A 21981-nucleotide genomic window follows, 5' to 3' on the forward strand; every position below is an offset into this window, starting at 1 on the left:
CTTTTAAATTTTAAGTCGAAAAAGCTAAAAATACATTACAAAAAAAGCTCTGGAGTTTTCCAGAGCTTTTTTTACCTTTATTTTGCGAGTAGCCTTTTAAGCGTTTTGCTTTTTTATTAAGTTTAAAGCTGAACCTTCTTTAAACCACTCTATTTGCCCTTTATTATATGTATGATTTGTAATAATAATATCTTTTGAACCGTCTGCATGAACAACTTCTATTGTTAATGGTTTGTCTGGAGCAAACTCGTTTAAATCTAAAAAGTTGAACGTGTCATCTTCTTGAATTAAATCATAGTCATTTTCGTTGTCAAATGTTAACCCTAACATTCCTTGTTTTTTTAGATTTGTTTCATGAATACGAGCAAAAGACTTTACTAAAACTGCTACTACACCTAAATGACGAGGCTCCATAGCTGCATGCTCACGAGAAGACCCTTCTCCATAATTATGATCACCTACAACTATAGTTGGAATTCCTTTCGCTTTATACGCTCTTTGTGTTTTTGGTACTGCATCATATTCACCTGTTAACTGACTTTTTACAAAGTTAGTTTGCTTATTAAAGGCATTTACAGCCCCTATTAAACAGTTATTAGAAATGTTATCTAAATGACCACGATAACGTAACCATGGTCCTGCCATAGAAATATGATCTGTAGTACATTTACCGTGAGCTTTAATTAATAATTTAGCTCCTTTTATTTCATCTCCAATTGGTGTAAATGGAGTTAACAATTCTAATCGTTCAGAATTTGGATCTACTACAACTTCAACATCACTACCATCTTCTTCTGGAGCTAAATATCCATTATCGTCAACTTCAAATCCTTTTGGTGGTAATTCCCAACCTGTAGGTTCGTCTAACATCACTTCTTCTCCATCTTCATTAATTAACTTATCTGATAATGGATTAAAATCTAAACGACCTGCAATAGCAATGGCTGCGGTTAATTCTGGAGAAGCAACAAAGGCATGTGTATTTGGATTACCATCGGCGCGCTTTGCAAAGTTTCTATTAAATGAGTGTACTATTGAATTTTTAGGAGCATTCTTCGGGTCTTCATAACGTCCCCACTGACCAATACATGGTCCGCACGCGTTAGTAAATATTTTTGCATCTAAGTTTTCAAAAACTTGTAAGATACCATCTCTTTCAGCAGTATAACGTACTTGCTCAGACCCTGGGTTTATACCAAACTCTGCTTTTGTTTTCAATCCTTTGTCTATTGCTTGTTGTGCAATAGAAGCCGCACGCGATAGATCTTCATAAGAAGAGTTTGTACAAGAACCTATCAATCCCCATTCTACCTGCAATGGCCAATCGTTTGCTTGAGCTTTCTCCGTCATTTCCTTTCCTACTGGAGTAGATAAATCTGGCGTAAAAGGTCCGTTTAATAAAGGGCCTAATTCTGATAGATTAATTTCAATTACCTGGTCAAAATATTGTTCAGGGTTTGCATATACTTCAGCATCTGCCGTTAAGTATTCTTTTATTTCATTTGCTGCATCTGCTACATCACTTCTATCTGTTGCTCGTAAATAACGCTCCATAGATTCATCGTAACCAAAAGTAGAGGTTGTTGCTCCAATTTCTGCCCCCATATTACAAATAGTTCCTTTTCCTGTACACGACATTGCTGTTGCACCAGGTCCAAAATACTCTACAATAGCACCTGTTCCTCCTTTAACTGTTAAAATTTCTGCAACTTTTAAAATAACATCTTTTGGTGCTGTCCATCCAGATAATTTACCTGTTAACTTCACACCTATCAACTTAGGAAACTTTAATTCCCAAGGCATTCCTGCCATAACATCTACAGCATCTGCACCTCCAACACCAATAGCTACCATTCCTAAACCTCCTGCATTTACCGTATGAGAATCTGTACCAATCATCATTCCTCCCGGAAAAGCGTAGTTTTCCAAGACTACTTGGTGAATAATTCCCGCTCCTGGTTTCCAGAAACCAATTCCATATTTATTAGAAACTGACTCTAAGAAATTAAAAACTTCGTTTGAATTATTTAATGCTGTTTGCAAATCTGTTGAAGCACCTACTTTTGCCTGAATTAAATGATCGCAATGCACCGTTGTTGGTACAGCTACTTTATCTTTTCCTGCTTGCATAAACTGTAACAATGCCATTTGTGCTGTTGCATCTTGACAAGCGATACGATCTGGAGCAAAATCAACATAATCCTTTCCTCTTTCGAAAGCTTTCGTTGGTGTTCCATCCCAAAGATGTGTGTATAAAATTTTCTCTGCTAATGTTAAGGGTTTTCCAGTAATTTTTCTTGCAGTATCTACTCGTTCTACTACTTTACTGTATACCTCTTTTATCATTTCTATATCAAAAGCCATATTTATTAATTTTTGTTATCCTACGAATTTACCAAAAAAAAATAGTATAGAAATGAAGCTACTATATAATTATAATGAGTTTAAATAGTTATTATCTATAATAGATTTTCTAATTTTATATGTAGTTAACAGTATAAAAAAAGCTCAAGTATTATACTTGAGCTTTTAGTTACTTTATTTAATAAATAAATTATACTACTAACTGCTTTTGAGATGGCTTAAACTTAGTTAAAACAATACCATCAACTGCTTTTTCGTACTCTTCCATAGTTGGAGTTCTTCCTAAGATAGTAGACAAAACAACAACTGGTGTTGAAGATAATAGTGATTCTCCTTTTTTCTCTCCTGAATCTTTTACAACTCTTCCTTGGAATAAACGTGTAGATGTTGCCATTACCGTATCTCCTGGTTCTGCTTTTTCTTGGTTACCCATACATAAGTTACAACCTGGGCGCTCTAAATATAGCATGTTTTCATACTTTGTACGTGCTAAGCCTTTTGGAGCATTATCATCAAATTCAAAACCTGAGTACTTCTGTAACACTTCCCAATCGCCCTCTGCTTTTAATTCATCAACAATGTTATAGGTTGGAGGTGCTACTACTAACGGAGCGTTAAATTTTACTTCTCCTTGTTGAGATTCAATATTTTTTAACATTTGAGCTAAAATTTTCATATCTCCTTTGTGTACCATACAAGATCCTACGAAACCTAAATCTACTTTTTTAGTTCCTCCATAAAAAGATAATGGACGAATAGTATCATGTGTGTAACGTTTAGAAACATCTTCATTATTTACATCAGGGTCTGCAATCATTGGTTCAGCAATTTCATCTAAATCAATAACTACTTCTGCGTAATAATTCGCATCAGCATCTGGTTTTAAAGCTGGTTTTGTACCAGTTTTAAGCTCTTGAATTCTGTTATTGGCTTTATCAACTAAACCTTGTAACATTTGCTTTTCGTTATCCATACCTTTATCAATCATGATTTGGATACGATCTCTTGCAATTTCTAAAGATTCAATTAACGTTTCTTCTTCTGAAATACAGATAGAAGCTTTTGCCTTCATCTCAGCAGTCCAGTCTGTAAATGTAAAGGCTTGATCTGAAGTTAAGGTACCAATGTGTACCTCAATAACACGCCCTTGGAATACGTTTTCGCCATCAAATTGCTTTAACATTTGTTGTTGCGTAGCGTGTACCACGTCACGGAAATCCATAAAGCTTCTCATATTTCCTTTGAAGGTTACTTTAACTGACTCTGGAATTGGCATAGTTGCCTCTCCTGTTGCTAAAGCCAATGCTACTGTACCTGAATCGGCACCAAAAGCAACTCCTTTAGACATACGAGTGTGAGAATCTCCACCAATAATAATATCCCAATCATCAACAGTAATATCATTTAATACTTTATGAATTACATCTGTCATTGCATGATATTGACCTTTTGGATCACGCCCAGTAATTAAACCGAAGTCGTTCATAAATTTCATTAAACGAGGAATATTCGCTTTTGACTTATCATCCCAAACAGAAGCTGTGTGACACCCCGATTGGTAACCAGCATCTACAATTGGTGAAATTACCGTAGCTGCCATCATCTCTAATTCTTGAGACGTCATTAAACCTGTAGTATCTTGAGACCCTACAATGTTTACTTCTACACGAACGTTAGAACCTGCATGTAATGTCTTACCTGGTGTAGTTCCAACAGCATTTTTATTGAAAATTTTCTCAACAGCTGTTAAACCTTGGTTTTCAATAGAGATTTCTTTTGATGCTGCATATACTTGAGGAATATCAATACCTAAAGCTTTACAGGCAAAAGTTTGTAATTTTTTACCGAAAACTACAGCATAAGATCCTCCAGCCTTAATAAACTCCATCTTTTGAGGAGTTAAAGCAGTAGAAATATCTTTTAACTCTTGATCTCCGTTATATAATTTTTTCTCTTTTGTATTGATTGTTAAAACAGTTCCAGTTTTAACAGAATACATCTCTTTTAAAATTGGTTCTCCATCTTTATCTACAACTGTATTACCGTTTTCATCTTTTTGTTTTACCCAGTTTTTTAAATCGATTCCAATTCCTCCGGTTACTCCAACTGTGGTTAAGAAAATAGGTGCTATACCATTAGTACCGGCAATTACTGGCGCAATATTGATAAATGGTACGTATGGAGAAGAAGGAACACCTGTCCATAATGCCACATTATTTACTCCAGACATACGAGAAGATCCAACTCCCATAGTTCCTTTCTCAGCAATTAACATTACACGCTTATCTGGGTGTTGTTCTTTTAATGCTAATAATTGCTGTTGCATTTCTTTATCATGCTCAAAAATAGATTGTCCGTGTAACTCACGATCAGATCTAGAGTGAGCGTCTGCTCCAGGAGATAATAAATCGGTAGAAATATCACCTACACCTGCAACAAAAGTTACTACTTTTATTTCTTCTTCTACTTCTGGTAACTTAGTAAAGAATTCTGCCTTAGCATAGCTTTCTATTAATTCTTTAGCTATTACATTGCCATCTTTATATGCTTTTTCTAATCTTTCTGTATCTGCTTCATATAAGAAAACTTGAGTTTTTAATACTTTTGCTGCTTCAACGGCAATATCAGCATTATTTCCAAGTGCTAAATCTAATAACACTTCAACAGATGGACCACCTTTCATGTGTCCTAATTGTTCAAAAGCAAAAGCAGGAGTTATCTCTTCTACTACAGATTCACCTTGAATAATTTCTTTTAAAAAGTTTGCTTTTACGCCTGCAGCACTTGTTGTACCCGGTAAAACATTATAGATAAAGAAATTAAGAGAGTCTTTTCTGTGAGGATTGTTTACATCTTTAATTTGTGAGATGATTTCAGTTAACAATTCACTTCCATCGATAGGTTTAGGGTGAAGACCTTGACCTTTTCTTACTTCAATCTCCTTTAGGTAATCTGAGTATGTGTTCATAAAAAGTTTTGTTTTTAAATATTTAGAAGGAAATAGTAAAAGTTATTACGTATTAAAACCGTTCTTTTACAGCTTTATCCTGTTAATTTTTGCTTAGCAAAAGTAATATTTTAACCTCAATTTTAAAAATAAACAACAAAACAGTCAAAAAAGCAAATTAATTTAATTAGAAAGACCTATTTTTAAAAATATACCAAAAAAACAAGTGTAAAAACACGCAATAATTATCAAATTGATAATTCACTATTTTTAAGTGTATTAAAAAAAAATGCTATAATGATTCTAAATAGGAAAAAAAGCAGACCCATAAGCTGGATTCTGTCCCTTAAAAAATAAGGTTCTTATCATTTATCTAGTTCTGAAATTACTCTCAGAATCAATCTGCCTACCCCTTAGAATCGCGCGAGTAGCGCTCAAGCTCTAATGTACATGGCATTGCACCGCATAGAGTTTACCTGGTTTCACTACAGCATTACCTGTACATTCTTTCTGTTGCACTTGTCCTCGGTTTACACCGGACGGATGTTATCCGCTATGCTACTCTATGGTGTCCAGACTTTCCTACTTATATTTTCTACAAGTCGATAAGATAGGTCTGCTATTATATTGTTATAATCAAATAAAAGTTCACACCTCTATTCATAAAAAAACCCACTCAAAAGAATTGAGTGGGAAAATTGCTATGAAAAAGAAAAAGTGTCTAGAACGTCTCCTAGACACTGCAAATATATAACTGTTTTTCGTTTAAAAAAAATTTTATTTAAAAAAATTATCTTTTTTATGATTTTTTTAAGAAAACATGTCTTTAACCTTTTCAAAGAAAGATTTGTCTGATTTCTGAGGGTTTGGGCTAAAGTTCTCATCTTCTTGCATTTCCTCAAAAAACTTACGTTGATCTTTCGTTAGTTCTTGTGGAGTCCATACATTTATATGAATTAAGAAATCTCCATTACCATAACGCTCAATACTTGGTAATCCTTTTCCTTTTAAACGTAAAATCTTACCTGATTGCGTTCCTGGTTCTATCTTAATCTTTACTTTTCCTGTAACAGTTTCTATTTCTTTTGATACTCCTAAAACTGCTTCTGAAAAATTAATATATAAATCGTAGTGAATATTACTACCTTCACGCTTTAAATTTTCGTGTGGTACTTCTTCAATTAACACTAATAAATCTCCTGGAATTGAGTTTTTACCTGGAGCTTCATTTCCTTTACCTCCTACTTTTAATTGTACACCTTCTGTAACACCCTCTGGAATATTGATAGAAACGGTTTCTTCTTTTACTACCATTCCTTGTGCATCTGCTCCACTTGGTTTTTTATCTAGCATCTCTCCTGCTCCATGACAGGTACTACAAGTAGTAGCTGTTTGCATTCTACCTAAAATAGTATTGGTAACACGCATTTGTTGTCCGCTACCATTACATGTTGAACATGTTTTATAGGTTACTCCGTCTGCTTGAACTTTCCTACGAACTTTTACCTTCTTTTCTACACCTTTGGCAATTTCTTCTAGTGTTAACTTTACACGGATACGTAAGTTACTACCTTTAACTCGTGCTTGACGGTGACCTCCACCACCAAAACCACCGAAACCTCCTCCGAATGCTCCTCCGAAAATATCTCCAAATTGGCTAAATATATCATCCATATTCATACCTCCACCACCGAAGCCTCCATGACCTCCTTCAAAAGCAGCATGACCGTACTGATCGTAACGAGCTTTTTTGTTGTCGTCACTTAACACCTCATAAGCTTCTGCGGCTAGTTTGAATTTTTCTTCAGCTTCTTTATCGTCAGGGTTTTTATCTGGATGGTATTTAATAGCCATCTTACGATATGCCTTTTTAATTTCAGCTTTTGATGCTGATTTTGATAATCCTAATATTTCGTAATAATCTTGTTTTGCCATAACTTTCAATGTTCAACTATTAGTAAGTAAGTATCGTTAGTGACCAATAGTTGTATTAATGATGATTGTTTTACGCTTGCCCCATTACTACTTTAGGGTGACGAATAATTTTATCTCCTAGCTTATATCCTTTCTCCACACAATCTATAATTTTTCCTTTTAATTCATCTGAAGGTGCTGGTATTTGTGTTATTGCATCATGAACTTCTGCATCAAAATCATCTCCTGGTTTTACTTCTATTTCAGTTAACCCTTTTTGAGTTAAGGTGTTTTTAAACTTATTATTAATAAGTTCCATACCTTTTAATAACTCAGAGTCTTCTGTTTTTTTAATTTCTGCCAAACCTCTATCAAAATCATCCATAATTGGCAGTAAAGCTGTCATTAATTCTTGACTTGCAGTTTTAAAAAGTTCAATACGTTCTTTTGAAGTACGTTTTTTATAGTTTTCAAACTCTGCAAATAAACGCAAATATTTATCTTTCTCTGCTTGAATTAATTCTTCTGCCGTTGGCTCTTCTTTAGCTTCAACCTCTTTATTTTCTTGAGTTTCTTCTTGATTCTCTCCTAAGTCGCCATTTTTAATAGCGTCGTTAATTTCGTCTTCTTTTGTATATTGATCTTTACTCATTGTAAATCGTTTCATGTATTTAACACTTTTTGATTAACAATAATATTGCCAATAAAAGAAATGTGTCATAATGACATTGCAACATAACTTCTCAAAGAAAACCATAGTATAAAGTTCAAAAAAAAATATATTTATATTTTGTTCAAAGATTTCAAAACTATATATTTAAGAAATTTTTATTAATTAATTTATAACATAAAAAGTCCCTCATTATGAAACAGAATTTTTTAAACATTTCAGGAGTTACCGTTCTTTCAAAGAACCAACAAAAGAACTTAACAGGTGGTGCTGCTATTGATCTTAATAAATGTGGATGTGACTGCTCAGGAAGCGTTACAGGTCCTATTTATTGTCATCAATATTTTGCTTGTACACAAGAGTACACTTGTAGTGAAGAAATGTAGAGAAATAAAAAAGCTGTTATTTTTAAAATAACAGCTTTTTACTTCATTATAAATTTATACCTTTATAAAGGTTTAACTAATTTAGCCTTTGTAGGTATAACAAATTCTGCTTCTTCAATAAACTTTATGTTTGATAACTTAACCTCTCCTATCTCTTCTTCATATCCGTTTTTTAATGACCACATATGAAAAGTCCAATTAGTTGCAAAAGGAATTGAATTAACTAATTCGATATTGTTATACTTAATAGCATGCGGTTCTTTTTCTGCTTTTTCCTTTCCTTTACCAAAAGTAACAATATACGCCGCTCCTTCTAAAAAGTTTGTACTAGGATTTTTATAAATTACATACCAGTCGTCTGGTGCATCACCTGTTCCAGAAGCAAAGGTTAGTTTACCTGTATCAAAGTTTTTAGTTCCCCATTTATTTTCTTCAAAATTAGACCAAATAGTTCCATCGTCGTTTAGTTTATAAGGTAACCCTAAAAAATATGACCATGTAAAAATATCAAACCTTGCTGCTGCTAAATCTTTCTCTTTTATTCCAACTGAATACACTTCTTTTCCGTCAAAAAGTATTATTTCTCCATTATTTTTCTCTATCTTTATTTTACCTCCACCTGGTTCTTGTGTTATTGTTCCTGTTAAGCGATTTTTTCCACCAAAAGTTATGTCTATATCATACTTTAAATACTTTTGATTCATAAAAGTTTTTTTATGATGCGCTTTTTCTATTGAAGACGTAAAGTCTTTCTCTTGAGCTACAAAAATTATTGTTTGTAATAGTAAAATAACAAGTGTTATTCTTTTTTTCATAATGATTCATTTAAGTTAAAGCAGCTTGGTCGTTACTTTAGTTTCTTCATTACAATTTTTTTTAAAAAATTAAAAGTTAGATATAAAAGTATAAAAACTTACGTTAGAAGAGTAAAAAAACCTTAAATCAGTCGATTCTGCATATACCTTGAAAAGGTTTCTTTTATTTTGACAACTTACCTATTAGATTTTCAAAACAACCTCAGAGAGTAAGAAACTTTGATTTAAATGGATAATATTTGACACTAACAATGGTAATCTGCCTTTTTTATCTTTAATAAAAATACATATCTAATGCTTAAAAGGTAATGATTAAATGCTCTGCCTTATTTAATACAATCTGAAACATAAAATACTTTTACACTACTGAGAGCTGAGGTAAAAACAAGTAAATTTTTTAAAACTTTATACCAAAAACACTTTTATAATTCGCATCATGAGGTAAACCACTTTTTACTCTTACATTTAGCCATAATTTGTTTACACAATTCTCTACACGTTTTAGTGTACTTATACACCTGTAAAGAAAAGTCAGCGAAGTTCGCTGATAGTTTCGTTGGGTAGTATTCAATAAGGTATGTTAATTTATTTTTATTAAGTACATCTTAACTAAGTTTCTAATACTATTTTACTTTTTGGGTAGGGTAAATTATTACCTACTTGTTTTATTCAAAAAATTGTTCTCTTTTAAAGAATTGTAACCCAAAAATTAAACAAATATGAAAACAAAACTCAACTATTTATTAGTTGTTCTTTGCTTTGCGTCTATTCATGTACTAGCACAAGAGCAAAAAAATGAAGACCACAGAAAAAAGCTATGTAATTTATTTCCAGTTCTTCATAATTATATGCCTCTACACGTAAAATTCTAACGATACCTTTTCGGTATGGGTGGAATATTATTGCTAAGAATTTTAACTTAATTATTAATACATAAAATGAAAATTACTAGAATTATTGCATTGATTGCTCTGTGTACATCGGCACTCAATGCACAAGAAAAAGAAGTTGATTGCGATTTCAACATTAACAGAGCTTATTACCATTTGGAAGGAAAAGAACTCTTTACAAAAGACAAACAAAAAGCTATTGAATACCTAACTCCTTGTGTAGAAACTGAAAATCCCGTAGCACAACTTATGATGGGTCGTATCTTGCTAGAGGAAGCCACAGAAGAAAGTTACACAAAAGCTTTTAAACTAATTAAAGCAGCTGCAAAACAAGGCAATGCTATTGCTGCTACCGATTTAGGAATACTGTATAAGTATGGTAGAGGGTGTAAACTCAATTACAACAAAGCGAGAAAATGGTTTGAAAAAGGATTTGAGTTAGGGAACACCAAAGCAGCTTATTTATTAGGCTACCTATACTTAAAAGGCTTTGGAAACATACAACAAGACTATACCAAAGCGGTTAGTTGGTTTGAAAAGAGCGACTATCCTATGGCGAAATATTGGTTAGGAGTTTGTTACTATCACGGTTATGGCGTAGATAAAAATGTAGCAAAAGCAAATGAGTTATTAAAAACCAACTTTGATACAGCAAAAGAAGCTAACATAAGTGAAGCATCTAAAAACTCAGAAGTAGTAAATGCAGAGGAAATTAAGCATGTTATAAATGAAGAAGAGACAGTTACATCAGTAGAGGTTACCAAACAACAACTAAACGGAATGTGGGAAGGCGATTTATTGTTTTTTGATTGGTCAGCAACTCATATAGAAAACAAAATTCCTTTTAAAATTACAGCTAAATATGATGCAGAAAGTGATGTATTACATATCACTACGACCATTGCTGATAAAAAACAAAATGTAGATTTTACTAAATTAGATAACAGTCTTTATTTTAATGATGTTACTGTTGAATTACCACATAGTTCATTTAGTAAAAACATTCCTTCTGTTTTAGAGCATCAATTACTTTCTTCTGATGTTTCTATCAAACAATTTAATTCAGAAACCTACTTAACAGGAAATTTAGAGACTTATGTGAGTGCTTGGAAAGAATCAGGAGTACCTATTCGTTTTGTGTTAAAGAAGAAAAAGAAATTAGAAAACTCAGAAGAAGAGCTTTCAGAAGAAGCCTTAGCTGCACTTTCAAAACAAGAAGATAGTTTTATAAAGCTATATCCAAACCCTTTTGAAAAAGATGTAATTGTATCCTATTCATTAGAACAGCCAGCAAATACGAAGGTTACCATAACCAATATGAATGGATTACGAGAAAAAGTAATAAAGCCTTTAGCTAGTCAGGAAACAGGTAGATACCAATATTATGTAGAGGGAACGGATTTACCTAAAGGAATGTATGTAGTAACCATACTAGTAGGAAAAGAAAGAAAAACAAGAATTATCATCAAAAAATAATTGCTAGAAAAACACACAAATGAAAAGAATATATATACAGTTTTTACTACTACTTTTAGTAAGTACATTTAATATTGATTTACAAGCCCAAAGATTAAATATACCTGAAAAATCAACTATTGGAGATGAATTCTTAATTGCTCCAGATGGTACATATAGTGAATTAAGGCCTGTTTTATCAAAAAATTGTGGCTGTGAAGTTGCTGATTTAAGTTTTAACTGGAGTGGCTCTTTTAATAATGCAATAGCTAACGAGAACTTGATTAGACTTGCTAGAAAAAGAGCTTTAAAAAAATGGTATAGTAACCAAATAAACAAAGTAGTTAAACCAGCTATAGACAGAAAATTTGGTAGAACGTTTTCTAATTTTGAAGAAGCTAAAAATGAACTTTTAATAGATTCTGAAAGAAAAAACATAGCTACTCTTTCAAGACCTCTTAGAGATAAATATTCTCGTTTAAGATCTCGAGGATTTAAGGCCAAAGAAAAGCATTTAAAAGAGCTAAAGTTATTAAAACTAAGAGAAGCAGAAATTAAATCAGGAAATATAAATAATCCTTCCTTGGGTTATATTAAAGTACAAGGGGTATACTTAAAAGATATTAGAAGTTTAAATTCCTTAAAATCAAAATGGACTCCTTTATTTGATGATTTTAGCAAGAACATCGCTGAAACTCATATAAACAACCATATGTATAAAAGCATAGGTAGAGGAGTTGAACCAGAAGTAATTAAACTTAAAAACCGACATTATAATAGTTTAAACACTTGGGACAGGCTAAGCTTATTACAATTTTTAGTTCATTATGAAGAGTATAAAAAGTTAAGCTCTCCTCCATACCTTGTTCCTGAACATATTAATAATATGTTTAAGAAGTTTAATAATATAGATAAAGCTACACCTGAGTTAATAAAAAAATTATCTATAAAAAACAGAACAGGAGGGTTTTCAGTCTTTGATGGTAGAACCTATTACAAGTTATTAAGCGCTTATACATCACCTCCTGCTTTACCTGGAGGTGAGTATATGGCCAAAATGGAATGGGAAAGATTAAAAAATCAAGCATTAGATAAGTTATTAAACTCTACGAGTACACCTAAAAATCTCTCTGAGTTCTTACAACAAGAAGAACCTGATTACTTTGGACAAGTTGTTAAAACAAGCGGAGGAGTTTCAAGAATTCATCAAAATGCTGTTGCTTTTACTGATAAAAATGGTAATGCATTTGCTTTTATAACTCCTGATGAAAAGTTCTTCTTCTATACAAAAGGAAAAGGTTGGTTTTTGGAAGGCAACAGATTCACAGAACAAAGAAGTTATCAATACTATGTTTTAGACAAGTACAATAGAAATAGTCAACCTATAACTTGGGGAATACACAGAGCAGCTGACGACTTGGGTGGTTTTGTTGTAGATTTAGTGGGGCATCCTAATAAAACAATAAGTGATTTTGCCAAAGGAATTATAAAAATAGCTACATTAGATTTTGATATTGAGAAAACATGGAACACTGTAATTAATGCAGATTTATCAGATGCTTCGTACATTGTATCAACAATAGCATTAGGACACTTATCAGGTCCAAAAGGCAAAGGACTTATTCCTGCTTCTGAGACTCCACAATTTCAAGAACTATTAGCTCAATACGCTGCTAAAACAAGACCTGCAAAACTAACTTGGCCTGAAATATTACAACTTTTTAAAAAGGCTAGAATCTTTGAGAAAAATGTTTCTTCACATTTGAAAACAATTTACAAAGTAAGTGACGGTTATTCTGTCTTTAATCAAGTATATTTGAAATATAATGGAGTGGTTTCTATAGTAGACGATTTAATTTATAATAGTAAAACAGGAAAGTTTTTATTAAATGAAAGTAAATATGGTGTACATAATAAGCTTACCAAAAATCAAAAATATATTCAGGACGCGATTAAAGCAGGAAAAAGCATAGAAGTAAGATCTAAAGGTCTTTTTAAGGACGTAAATGGAGAAGTTATTTTTGGCCAGGGCTCCTTAATAAAAGTTTCTGAAATCTTACGAGCACACAGTGTAAATGGAGTTATTGATATTAATACATTAAAAACTTTATGGAAAAAATAATCACAAAAAACTTAGTAATAAAAACAGTTGGTACTAAACTTGCTAAAGAGTTTAGTGCTGATGGCTTTAAATATGTAAAATCTAAACAAGAATTAATAAGGAAATATAAAGGAGGTTTTGATAAAATAGACTTTACTACATATGATATGTATCCTATAAGTCATCAAGAACTATCTGTTTCTTTTAAAAAAAGGTTAGATATCGTAGAGAATATTGTAAACAAATTTTATGATGGTAGGTTTATAAACCCAAAGTTTCATAAAGATACAATTACTATTTACCCGGATGTTGATTTAAATAAAGAAATTTATACTATTAAATTTAAGTCAGAGAACAATTTAAATTGTGAAATCTGTTCTAAATCAGAAAACATAAAAACAGAGGCCTTTATATTACATACAGAAGAAGATATTGAAAATATTATAAATTCTCTTATCCCTTTTATTCGAGAAAAAATCTTGCTTTTTTTTAAAGCTAATGATGATTTACAATATGTAAACAAGAAAGAAAAAGAACGAATACTGAAAAATGATAATAAGATTCCAATTATTCCTTTAATGCATTCTTTAGTCTTAATGAAACTTACTAATGACTTGGATTTTAATAAACTTAAAAAAGAATATTTAATAAAACTAGGACCATTACTGGGTTTTGAAGAAGAAAGTAAAAATGCTTTAAATGAATTGATTACTTATTTAGACAGTATTTAAACATAAAAAATAATTAAAGACCTACCAATAAGTGTAGGTCTTTATAGAATAAATTAATTAAGGTTACTCTAGTACTACACCTATAAAAATTAAAATGGAATATCAAAATAAGATTAATAAAAACATTTCTGAATTGTTGACAAATGAACGATTTAAATTTAGATATTCAGAAGTAAAAAAAGAGTTGGAAGTACTTAAGAGTAATGACTTAATTAACAACAAACAGTTTGAAAAAATATACAACGAAGATATCCTGTTAAAAATTAAATATAAAACCTATAAAAAAGCTCTTCGCAATCTAATTATTGGTCTTGTTTTAATTGGAACTGGTTTTGTTCTTATGAACACTTTACCTTTTCGGTATTTAATTATAGTTGGTGGGATAATTCTTTCTGTCAGTTCTTTCTTTGGAATCCAATCTAACAAACTTACTAAGAGTCAAAAAGAATACCTGAAAAGCTAAAAATTGGGATCCAATAATCTCATCATTTTTTATACGGATGCTATGAAGTTTATATTCTCTTGATAAACAAATAATATTTCTAACAAAAATCTTCTATACTTCTTTGTCCCTAAATAAGATTGCTTTTTGTTAGTACTAAAATTCCTGTAGTTTATCTCTAAAAAAAGGGAAGTATTTTCTATTTTTGTGCCTTTCAACACAACAACAAAACATGAACTTAACAGAATTAAACGCCATCTCTCCTATTGATGGTAGATACCGTAACAAAGTAGCAAGCTTAGCGAACTATTTTTCAGAAGAAGCTTTAATAAAATATCGTGTAAAAGTAGAAATTGAATATTTCATTGCTTTATGTGAAATTCCATTACCTCAGTTAGCCGATTTCAACAAAGATTTATATGCTGATTTACGTAAAATTTATGAAGATTTTTCTGCAGAAGACGCGCAAAAAATCAAAGAAATTGAAAGCGTTACCAATCACGATGTAAAAGCTGTTGAGTACTTTATTAAAGAAAAGTTTGACAAGCTAAGCTTGAATAAGTATAAGGAGTTTATCCACTTCGGATTAACGTCTCAAGATATTAACAATACCGCTATTCCATTATCTATTAAAGATGCAATGGATGAAGTATACTACCCTACTTTAGATACCTTAGTTTGCAAATTAGCTGATTTATCAGAAGAATGGGAAAACGTACCAATGTTAGCAAGAACTCACGGGCAACCAGCCTCTCCTACTCGTTTAGGAAAAGAGTTTTTTGTATTTGTAGAGCGTATTAACAATCAAGTTATTCACATACAACACACACCACACGCCGCGAAGTTTGGTGGAGCTACGGGTAATTACAACGCACACAAAGTTGCATATCCAGATATCGATTGGAAAAACTTCGGAACCCATTTCGTTGAGGAGGTTTTAGGATTGCACCACTCCTTCCCTACCACGCAAATTGAGCACTACGACCACATGGCAGCTTTATACGACGGATTGAAGCGTGTAAATACAATTTTAATCGATTTAGATCGCGATGTTTGGACATACGTTTCTAACGACTACTTCAAACAAAAAATTAAAAAAGGTGAAGTAGGTTCTTCTGCAATGCCACATAAAGTAAATCCGATTGATTTTGAAAACTCAGAAGGAAATTTAGGAATTGCAAACGCTATTTTTGAGCATTTATCTGCTAAGTTACCAGTTTCAAGATTACAACGTGATTTAACTGACAGTACGGTATTACGTAACGTTGGAGTTCCTTTTGGGCATACGTTAATCGGTTTTGCTTCTACGTTAAAAGGATTGAACAAGTTATTATTAAACGAGGCTAAGTTTGCAGAAGATTTAGAAAATAACTGGGCAGTAGTTGCTGAGGCTATTCAAACTATTTTACGTCGTGAAGCCTATCCTAATCCATACGAAGCTTTAAAAGGATTAACTCGTACGAACGAAAAAATAAACAAAGATTCTATCGCTAACTTCATTGATACTTTAGAGGTTTCTGATGCGATTAAGAATGAATTAAAACAAATTACACCATCTAATTACACAGGTATATAATGAGATATTTACTTACTTTTTTAGTTTTAGTCTTAGCTATTTCGTGTACTCCAGACAAAAAAGGAGATCCAACACGTTTTGTTCATGGAACCTTTGAAATTCCTGCTGGTGACAATTATGGAAAAACAACTATTGTAAGAAAAGATAGTTTGCAAATTGAAGAGTACACCAAAAAAGTAAGTATTTCTACAGATAGTTTGGTTACCGAAAAGGAGATAAAACACATAGATACACTCTACATCAAATGGAAAAATAATTTTGCATACACTTTGCGAATGAAAAATCCTAAAACTGATTTAGATAAAGATCCTATATTTGTTCAAATAACTAAAGTAACCGATAGCTCTTATAATTTTACAGCTCGTATTGGCTACTCTAACTTTAAACAAAAAGGAACTGTATATAAAGTGCAATAAACTATGGAAATTTTCTTACAAGCAGATACTTGGATAGCTTTACTAACTCTTACTTTTTTAGAAGTAGTACTAGGGATTGATAACATTATATTTATCTCTATCGCCTCCAACAAACTCCCTGAAAATCAACAAAAAAAAGCTGCTAGAATAGGCCTCCTTTTAGCGATGATTTTTAGAATTCTTCTTTTATTAGGAGTTTCTTATTTAATAAGCATGAAAGACCCTATTTGGAATATTGACTTATCTTGGTTAAAGGTAGGTGTTACAGGGCAAAGTTTAATTTTATTTGCAGGAGGTGTATTTCTCTTATACAAAAGTACTAGCGAAATTCACCATAAAGTGGAAGGAAAAGGAGATGAAGATGCTACAAACACCTCTAAAAAGAAGAAAACATTACTAAATGTTATTACTCAAATAGTACTAATTGATATTGTTTTTTCTTTTGACTCAGTTTTAACTGCTGTGGGTATGACCAACGGTATTCAAGGAGCGCTAATAATTATGATTATTGCCGTAATTGTCTCAATATTAATCATGCTAATATTCGCTACTCCCATTAGTAATTTTGTAAACAAGCACCCTACTATTCAAATGCTAGCCTTGTCTTTTTTAATTTTAATTGGGTTTATGTTAATCACTGAAGGAGCACACTTATCTAACATGATTGTTTTTGGGCAATCTGTAGGTGCAATTCCAAAAGGATATTTATATTTTGCAATAACATTTTCTTTATTAGTTGAAATGCTTAATATGAAAATGCGAGGTAACTCAAAAAAATAAAAAAAAGTTAAAAACCCTGTTTGTACAAAAACAAACAGGGTTTTTTATACATTTGCACTAATGTTAACATTTAAAAAACATATAGTTTCCCTAAGTATAATTGTATTACTTATACCTTCAGTTATACAATTAGTTCATGCTTTTGAAAAACACGAACATACTATATGTATATCTAAAAATGATAAACATTTTCATAAAGGAGAAATAGATTGTTCTACTCTTCATTATCAGTTTCAAGTATTTTCTGAAGAAATACTTCCTATTTTTGATGTAATTCCTAGAGCTTTTTTTAAGTTAACATCTTTTCTAGGTGAAATTACATCTTCTTTCTATATTATAAAAAAACTCTCTAGAGCACCTCCTTTTTAAGTTTTATAAAAATTAAAACTTAAATAATAATATAAAATCTTTACATGAAATCAAATTGTATCATTTTGATGCTTATGCTTGTATTTTTTTCAACAGCATATGGTCAAAAATGTGAATATACATTTTCTGGTTTAGTTGAAGACTTTCACGATAAATCTCCTATTGTAGGAGCTACGGTATACATTAAAAATCAAAATAAATATGCTGTTACTAATATTGAAGGAAAGTTTACAATTAAAAATGTATGTTCTGGTAAAATTATAGTTGAAGTATCACATGTAGCTTGTGAGTCACAAACTATTGAACGTAACATTTCTAAAAACACTTATTTAGTTATTGATTTAGAACATCATGAAGAAGAACTAAATGAAGTAAATATAAAAGGTATTACGGGCTTAAAAACTAAAACAGCACAAGAAACAGTGTTAAAATCAAATGTTTTAGAAAAAAATAGTGACGCTACTTTAGGAGATGCCCTTAAAAATATTTCTGGTGTCTCATCTATTAATACAGGGAATAGCATAGTTAAACCTGTAATTAATGGATTACATGGTAGTAGAGTTTTGGTGTCTTTTAACGATGTTAGATTACAAGATCAAGAATGGGGTGTAGAGCATGCTCCGAATATTGATATTAATGCTGCTAACTCAATTTCTGTAATTAAAGGAGCAAATGCTTTACAATACGGAGGTGACGCTATTGGTGGTGTAGTTATACTTAATCCAAAAAATAATATTCTTAAAGACACTTTATTTGGAAAAACAATTGTATCACAACAAACCAATGGTCGTTTGTTTTCGGTAGCAACCAATGTAAATAAAAACTACGAAACAGGTTGGTATGTAAACGGACAAGCATCATATAAAAGATCGGGTGATTTTGATGCTGCAAACTATAAACTTACTAATACAGGTATTAACTCAAAAGCATTAACTGTTAATACTGGTTTTCATAAATTTGAAAAAGGTTTTGATTTATTTTATAGTTACTTAGATAATCAAGTTGGTATCTTAAGTGCTTCTCATTTTGGTAATATTACCGATTTAGTAAATGCAATAAATAGTAGACAACCACTTATTATTGATGATTTTAGCTATACTATTAATAATCCAAGACAAGAAGTAACTCATCAAATTTTTAAAACTAAATTTTATAAACGTTTTAAAGCTTTTGGTAAGCTATCGTTGCAATATGATTATCAAGTGAATCATAGATTAGAATTTGATAAACGAATTGGTGATAGAAAAAACTTACAAGCAGTAGACTTAAAACTTAAAACTCATAGTTTTAAATCTGATTTGTATTTAGATTCAAATACAGACCAAATTTATAAGTTTGGTATAAGTGGTTTGTATCAATCAAATTTTTCAGATCCAATAACTAAAGTTAGACGATTAATACCCGATTATGATAAATATGCTTTTGGAGCCTATGTTATTTCTAATTTAACGTTTGACAAACTGTATATAACAACAGGTGTTAGATATGATTTTAACCATATTGATGCTAAAAAATTCTATCAACAATCTAGATGGGATAATTTAAATTATCAAAATGATTTTGGTAATATAGTAATCAACCCAAATGTATCTGGTTCTCAACTACTAACAAATCCAACATTTACTTATCATAATATATCAGCTTCTGCAGGTATTACCTATAATACAAATGATCATAATTCTTTTATATTTAACTATGGTTTAGCAAACAGAGCTCCAAATCCATCAGAACTATTTAGCGATGGATTACACCACTCTGCTGCTAGAATAGAATTAGGAGATTTACGCATTAAAACAGAAACTTCTAATAGGTTATCTGCCTCTTACAAGTACACTAATAAAAAGGTTAACCTGAATTTAGAAGCTTTTTACAATCATATTAAAGATTTTATTTACATAGAACCAAGTGGGCAAGAAACTACTAATAGAGGTACTTTTCCTGTTTGGTCTTATAAACAAGTTAACGCACAGTTATTTGGTATTGATGCCAGCACTCAATACAACATTAATAATAATTTTGTGTTAACAAACAAAAGTTCATTTTTAAGAGGTACTGATGTATCTAACAACAGACCGTTAATAGACATTCCTCCTTTTAAAACAGTAACTTCGCTAGCTTTTAAAAAAGAAAACTGGCAAAATTTTTATGCTTCTATCGAAAGCGAATACAACGCAAAACAAATCAAGTATCCTAATAATAACTTTAATGCCTTTATTCCTACATTAAATCAAAATGTACTTGTTGATATTAGCACACCTCCAGCAGCATATCATTTATTAAACTTTTCTTCAGGATTTGATTTTAAATTAAATAAAACAAAAGTTAACATTAATTTATATGTAGACAATATTTTAAACAAATCTTATCGAAATTATTTAAATAGATTACGATATTTTGCTGACGACTTAGGAAGAAATTTTAAAGTTCAACTAAAAATTAATTATTAAAAAACATTTAAAAATGAAAAATATTAAATTATTAGCCATATTATTTACTTCTGCATTAGCAATTACTTCTTGTTCTAGTGATGATAACCCAGTACCAGTTAACGAAGAAGAAGTTATTACTACAGTAACTGTTAAATTAACTCCACAAGGAGGTGGTGATACCGTTACATTGCAAAGTAAAGATTTAGATGGTGATGGCCCTAACGATCCAGTAGTTACAGGAGGTACTTTAGCTGCTAACACAACATATAATGGAGAAATTACCTTATTAAATGAATTAGAAGACCCAGCTGAAAATATTACTGAAGAAGTTGCTGAAGAAGCAGATGAACACCAGTTCTTTTATAATGTAACAGGTGGTATTGCTAGTACTTTCTCTTATGCTGGTGATAATGATGCCAATGGAAATCCTGTAGGTATTAATTTTACGGTTGCAACTGGTGCAGCTGGAAGTGGAAATTATGTTTTTATCTTAAGACACGAGCCAAATAAAGGAGCTTCTGGAGTAAAAGAAGGAGATATTACCAACGCTGGTGGAGAAACAGATGTACAAGTTTCTTTTAAAGTAGAAATACAATAATTATAACAATCCATATTATAAAAGCCTCTTAGTAACTATGCTGCTAAGAGGCTTTATATTTAAACCAACTTTTACTTGATAAAGTTTTTAATACTTTTCTTTTTTAGCAAACTTGGATATTTGCGATTGAACTAGTTTAGTTGAGAAATTGAAAACTACTTTTTCTGTATTGGAATATACTACTACCTATTCTATATGTTCTACACAACCCAGTTACATTTACCAGAAAATTTACTCCTAAAAATATTTTTATAGAAATAAACAAACTTTACTTTATAAAAAAATAACTCCCCAGCATTACTAGGGAGTCTTTATATAAACAAACTTTAACTTAATAAAGTTTTTAATGCTTTTCTTTTTTAAGCAATTCCGGAAACTTACGTTTAAATCGGTTTAGTCGAGGAATTGAAACTTTTTGCACATACGGATTCTCTGGGTGCAAACGTTCATAGTTTTGATGATACTCTTCCGCAGGATAAAACTTCTCCATCTTTTTAACCTCAGTAACTATTTTCCCATGATACACATCTTCGTTTAACTTTTTAATAGTATTTTCTATGAGCTGTCTCTCTTCTTGTGTTTTATAAAACGCTATTGAACGATACTGTGAACCGTAATCAGGATGTTGCCCGTTTTTAGTGGTTGGATCGTGTGAACCAAAAAACACCGTTACTAATGTTTGAAAACTAACTTTTTTCGGATTATAATATACAGCTACAGATTCAGCATGTCCTGTTCTACCTGTTCCAATTGTTTTATAGGTTGGATTTTTAGTATGTCCTCCTGCATACCCTGATACTACTTCCTCTACTCCATTCACACTTTCAAAAATTGCTTCTACACACCAAAAACAACCACTTGCAAAGTAAGCTACTTTTGTTTCTGAGCTTGTTTCTACTGATACCTCTTTTAGTTTTTCTTCTTTTTTTTGTGAGAAACTTAATAACGTTACCGTTAAAACAACAGCAGTAAATACTGTTACTCCCTTGAATATCTTCATATAATTCCTATTATTTATATGTTAGTTGGTCGTACAAAGAATACAATTTTTACAATTGTTTACAACTTTAATATTTCCTTAAGAATTTTGTTTGCGTG

18 protein-coding genes and 1 other RNA gene are annotated in these 21981 nt (G+C 31.3%); 12 read left to right on the plus strand and 7 right to left on the minus strand.

The window, feature by feature from the left end:
* Nucleotides 1-96 precede the first annotated feature (96 nt).
* The 5 genes from AC3VJB_RS05115 to AC3VJB_RS05135 form a co-directional block, all read right to left on the minus strand.
* Nucleotides 97-2364 (minus strand): aconitate hydratase, encoded by a 2268-nt coding sequence (locus AC3VJB_RS05115; RefSeq protein ID WP_497666845.1) that lies wholly within the window; start codon nt 2362-2364, stop codon nt 97-99.
* A 190-nt stretch (nt 2365-2554) separates the two neighbouring features.
* Nucleotides 2555-5332, minus strand: coding sequence for a bifunctional aconitate hydratase 2/2-methylisocitrate dehydratase (locus AC3VJB_RS05120; protein ID WP_394420918.1), 2778 nt, complete (start codon nt 5330-5332; stop codon nt 2555-2557).
* Nucleotides 5333-5623: 291 nt separating this feature from the next.
* Nucleotides 5624-5934: RNase P RNA component class A (rnpB, locus tag AC3VJB_RS05125), an RNA gene on the minus strand.
* A 187-nt stretch (nt 5935-6121) separates the two neighbouring features.
* Nucleotides 6122-7246 carry a molecular chaperone DnaJ gene (gene dnaJ / locus AC3VJB_RS05130; protein WP_073183511.1) on the minus strand — a complete coding sequence of 375 codons (1125 nt, stop codon included), beginning with the start codon at nt 7244-7246 and terminating at the stop codon, nt 6122-6124.
* 70 nt (nt 7247-7316) lie between these two features.
* Nucleotides 7317-7892, minus strand: coding sequence for a nucleotide exchange factor GrpE (locus AC3VJB_RS05135; protein WP_231128407.1), 576 nt, complete (start codon nt 7890-7892; stop codon nt 7317-7319).
* A 197-nt stretch (nt 7893-8089) separates the two neighbouring features.
* Here AC3VJB_RS05135 and AC3VJB_RS05140 point away from each other — a divergent pair, with 197 nt between their 5' ends.
* Nucleotides 8090-8281: a hypothetical protein gene (locus AC3VJB_RS05140; RefSeq protein WP_047790585.1), complete on the plus strand. Its 192-nt coding sequence runs from the start codon at nt 8090-8092 to the stop codon at nt 8279-8281.
* 62 nt (nt 8282-8343) lie between these two features.
* Here AC3VJB_RS05140 and AC3VJB_RS05145 read toward each other — a convergent pair whose 3' ends face one another.
* Nucleotides 8344-9096 carry a DUF6503 family protein gene (locus AC3VJB_RS05145; protein WP_437824788.1) on the minus strand — a complete coding sequence of 251 codons (753 nt, stop codon included), beginning with the start codon at nt 9094-9096 and terminating at the stop codon, nt 8344-8346.
* 719 nt (nt 9097-9815) lie between these two features.
* Between AC3VJB_RS05145 and AC3VJB_RS05150 the strand changes: the two genes are divergently transcribed.
* The 11 genes from AC3VJB_RS05150 to AC3VJB_RS05200 all read left to right on the plus strand — a co-directional run bounded on the left by AC3VJB_RS05150 (nt 9816) and on the right by AC3VJB_RS05200 (nt 20883).
* Entirely contained in the window at nt 9816-9968 is a 153-nt protein-coding gene (locus AC3VJB_RS05150; protein ID WP_167713741.1) for a hypothetical protein, read from the plus strand.
* Nucleotides 9969-10034: 66 nt separating this feature from the next.
* Nucleotides 10035-11462 (plus strand): T9SS type A sorting domain-containing protein, encoded by a 1428-nt coding sequence (locus tag AC3VJB_RS05155; protein WP_281979819.1) that lies wholly within the window; start codon nt 10035-10037, stop codon nt 11460-11462.
* A 19-nt stretch (nt 11463-11481) separates the two neighbouring features.
* Nucleotides 11482-13563 carry a hypothetical protein gene (locus tag AC3VJB_RS05160; RefSeq protein ID WP_167713738.1) on the plus strand — a complete coding sequence of 694 codons (2082 nt, stop codon included), beginning with the start codon at nt 11482-11484 and terminating at the stop codon, nt 13561-13563.
* The gene (locus AC3VJB_RS05165; RefSeq protein WP_167713737.1) at nt 13551-14273 is read left to right on the plus strand and encodes a hypothetical protein; all 723 of its coding nucleotides are present in this window, start codon (nt 13551-13553) and stop codon (nt 14271-14273) included. The genes AC3VJB_RS05160 and AC3VJB_RS05165 overlap by 13 nt, the downstream gene beginning before the upstream one ends.
* 94 nt (nt 14274-14367) lie before the next feature.
* Complete coding sequence (locus AC3VJB_RS05170; RefSeq protein WP_167713736.1) at nt 14368-14736, plus strand: hypothetical protein; 369 nt, start codon at nt 14368-14370, stop codon at nt 14734-14736.
* Nucleotides 14737-14947: 211 nt separating this feature from the next.
* A complete protein-coding gene (gene purB, locus AC3VJB_RS05175) occupies nt 14948-16291 on the plus strand; it encodes an adenylosuccinate lyase (RefSeq protein ID WP_159494875.1) in 1344 nt (447 codons plus the stop codon).
* Nucleotides 16291-16707 carry a hypothetical protein gene (locus AC3VJB_RS05180; protein WP_159494876.1) on the plus strand — a complete coding sequence of 139 codons (417 nt, stop codon included), beginning with the start codon at nt 16291-16293 and terminating at the stop codon, nt 16705-16707. Before purB ends, AC3VJB_RS05180 begins: the two co-directional genes overlap by 1 nt.
* 3 nt (nt 16708-16710) lie before the next feature.
* The gene (locus tag AC3VJB_RS05185) at nt 16711-17487 is read left to right on the plus strand and encodes a TerC family protein (RefSeq protein ID WP_047790579.1); all 777 of its coding nucleotides are present in this window, start codon (nt 16711-16713) and stop codon (nt 17485-17487) included.
* 60 nt (nt 17488-17547) lie between these two features.
* A complete protein-coding gene (locus AC3VJB_RS05190) occupies nt 17548-17856 on the plus strand; it encodes a hypothetical protein (protein WP_159494877.1) in 309 nt (102 codons plus the stop codon).
* Between the two features lie 44 nt (nt 17857-17900).
* A complete protein-coding gene (locus AC3VJB_RS05195; RefSeq protein ID WP_497666846.1) occupies nt 17901-20303 on the plus strand; it encodes a TonB-dependent receptor in 2403 nt (800 codons plus the stop codon).
* 13 nt (nt 20304-20316) lie between these two features.
* Nucleotides 20317-20883, plus strand: a complete 567-nt coding sequence (locus tag AC3VJB_RS05200; RefSeq protein ID WP_073183527.1) for a type 1 periplasmic binding fold superfamily protein — start codon at nt 20317-20319, stop codon at nt 20881-20883.
* A gap of 343 nt (nt 20884-21226) precedes the next feature.
* On the opposite strand, the gene msrA is transcribed toward AC3VJB_RS05200, so the two are convergent.
* Nucleotides 21227-21883 (minus strand): peptide-methionine (S)-S-oxide reductase MsrA, encoded by a 657-nt coding sequence (gene msrA / locus AC3VJB_RS05205; protein WP_497666847.1) that lies wholly within the window; start codon nt 21881-21883, stop codon nt 21227-21229.
* Between the last annotated feature and the right edge of the window lie 98 nt (nt 21884-21981).

The sequence above is a fragment of the Tenacibaculum sp. TB-53 genome (assembly GCF_059716285.2).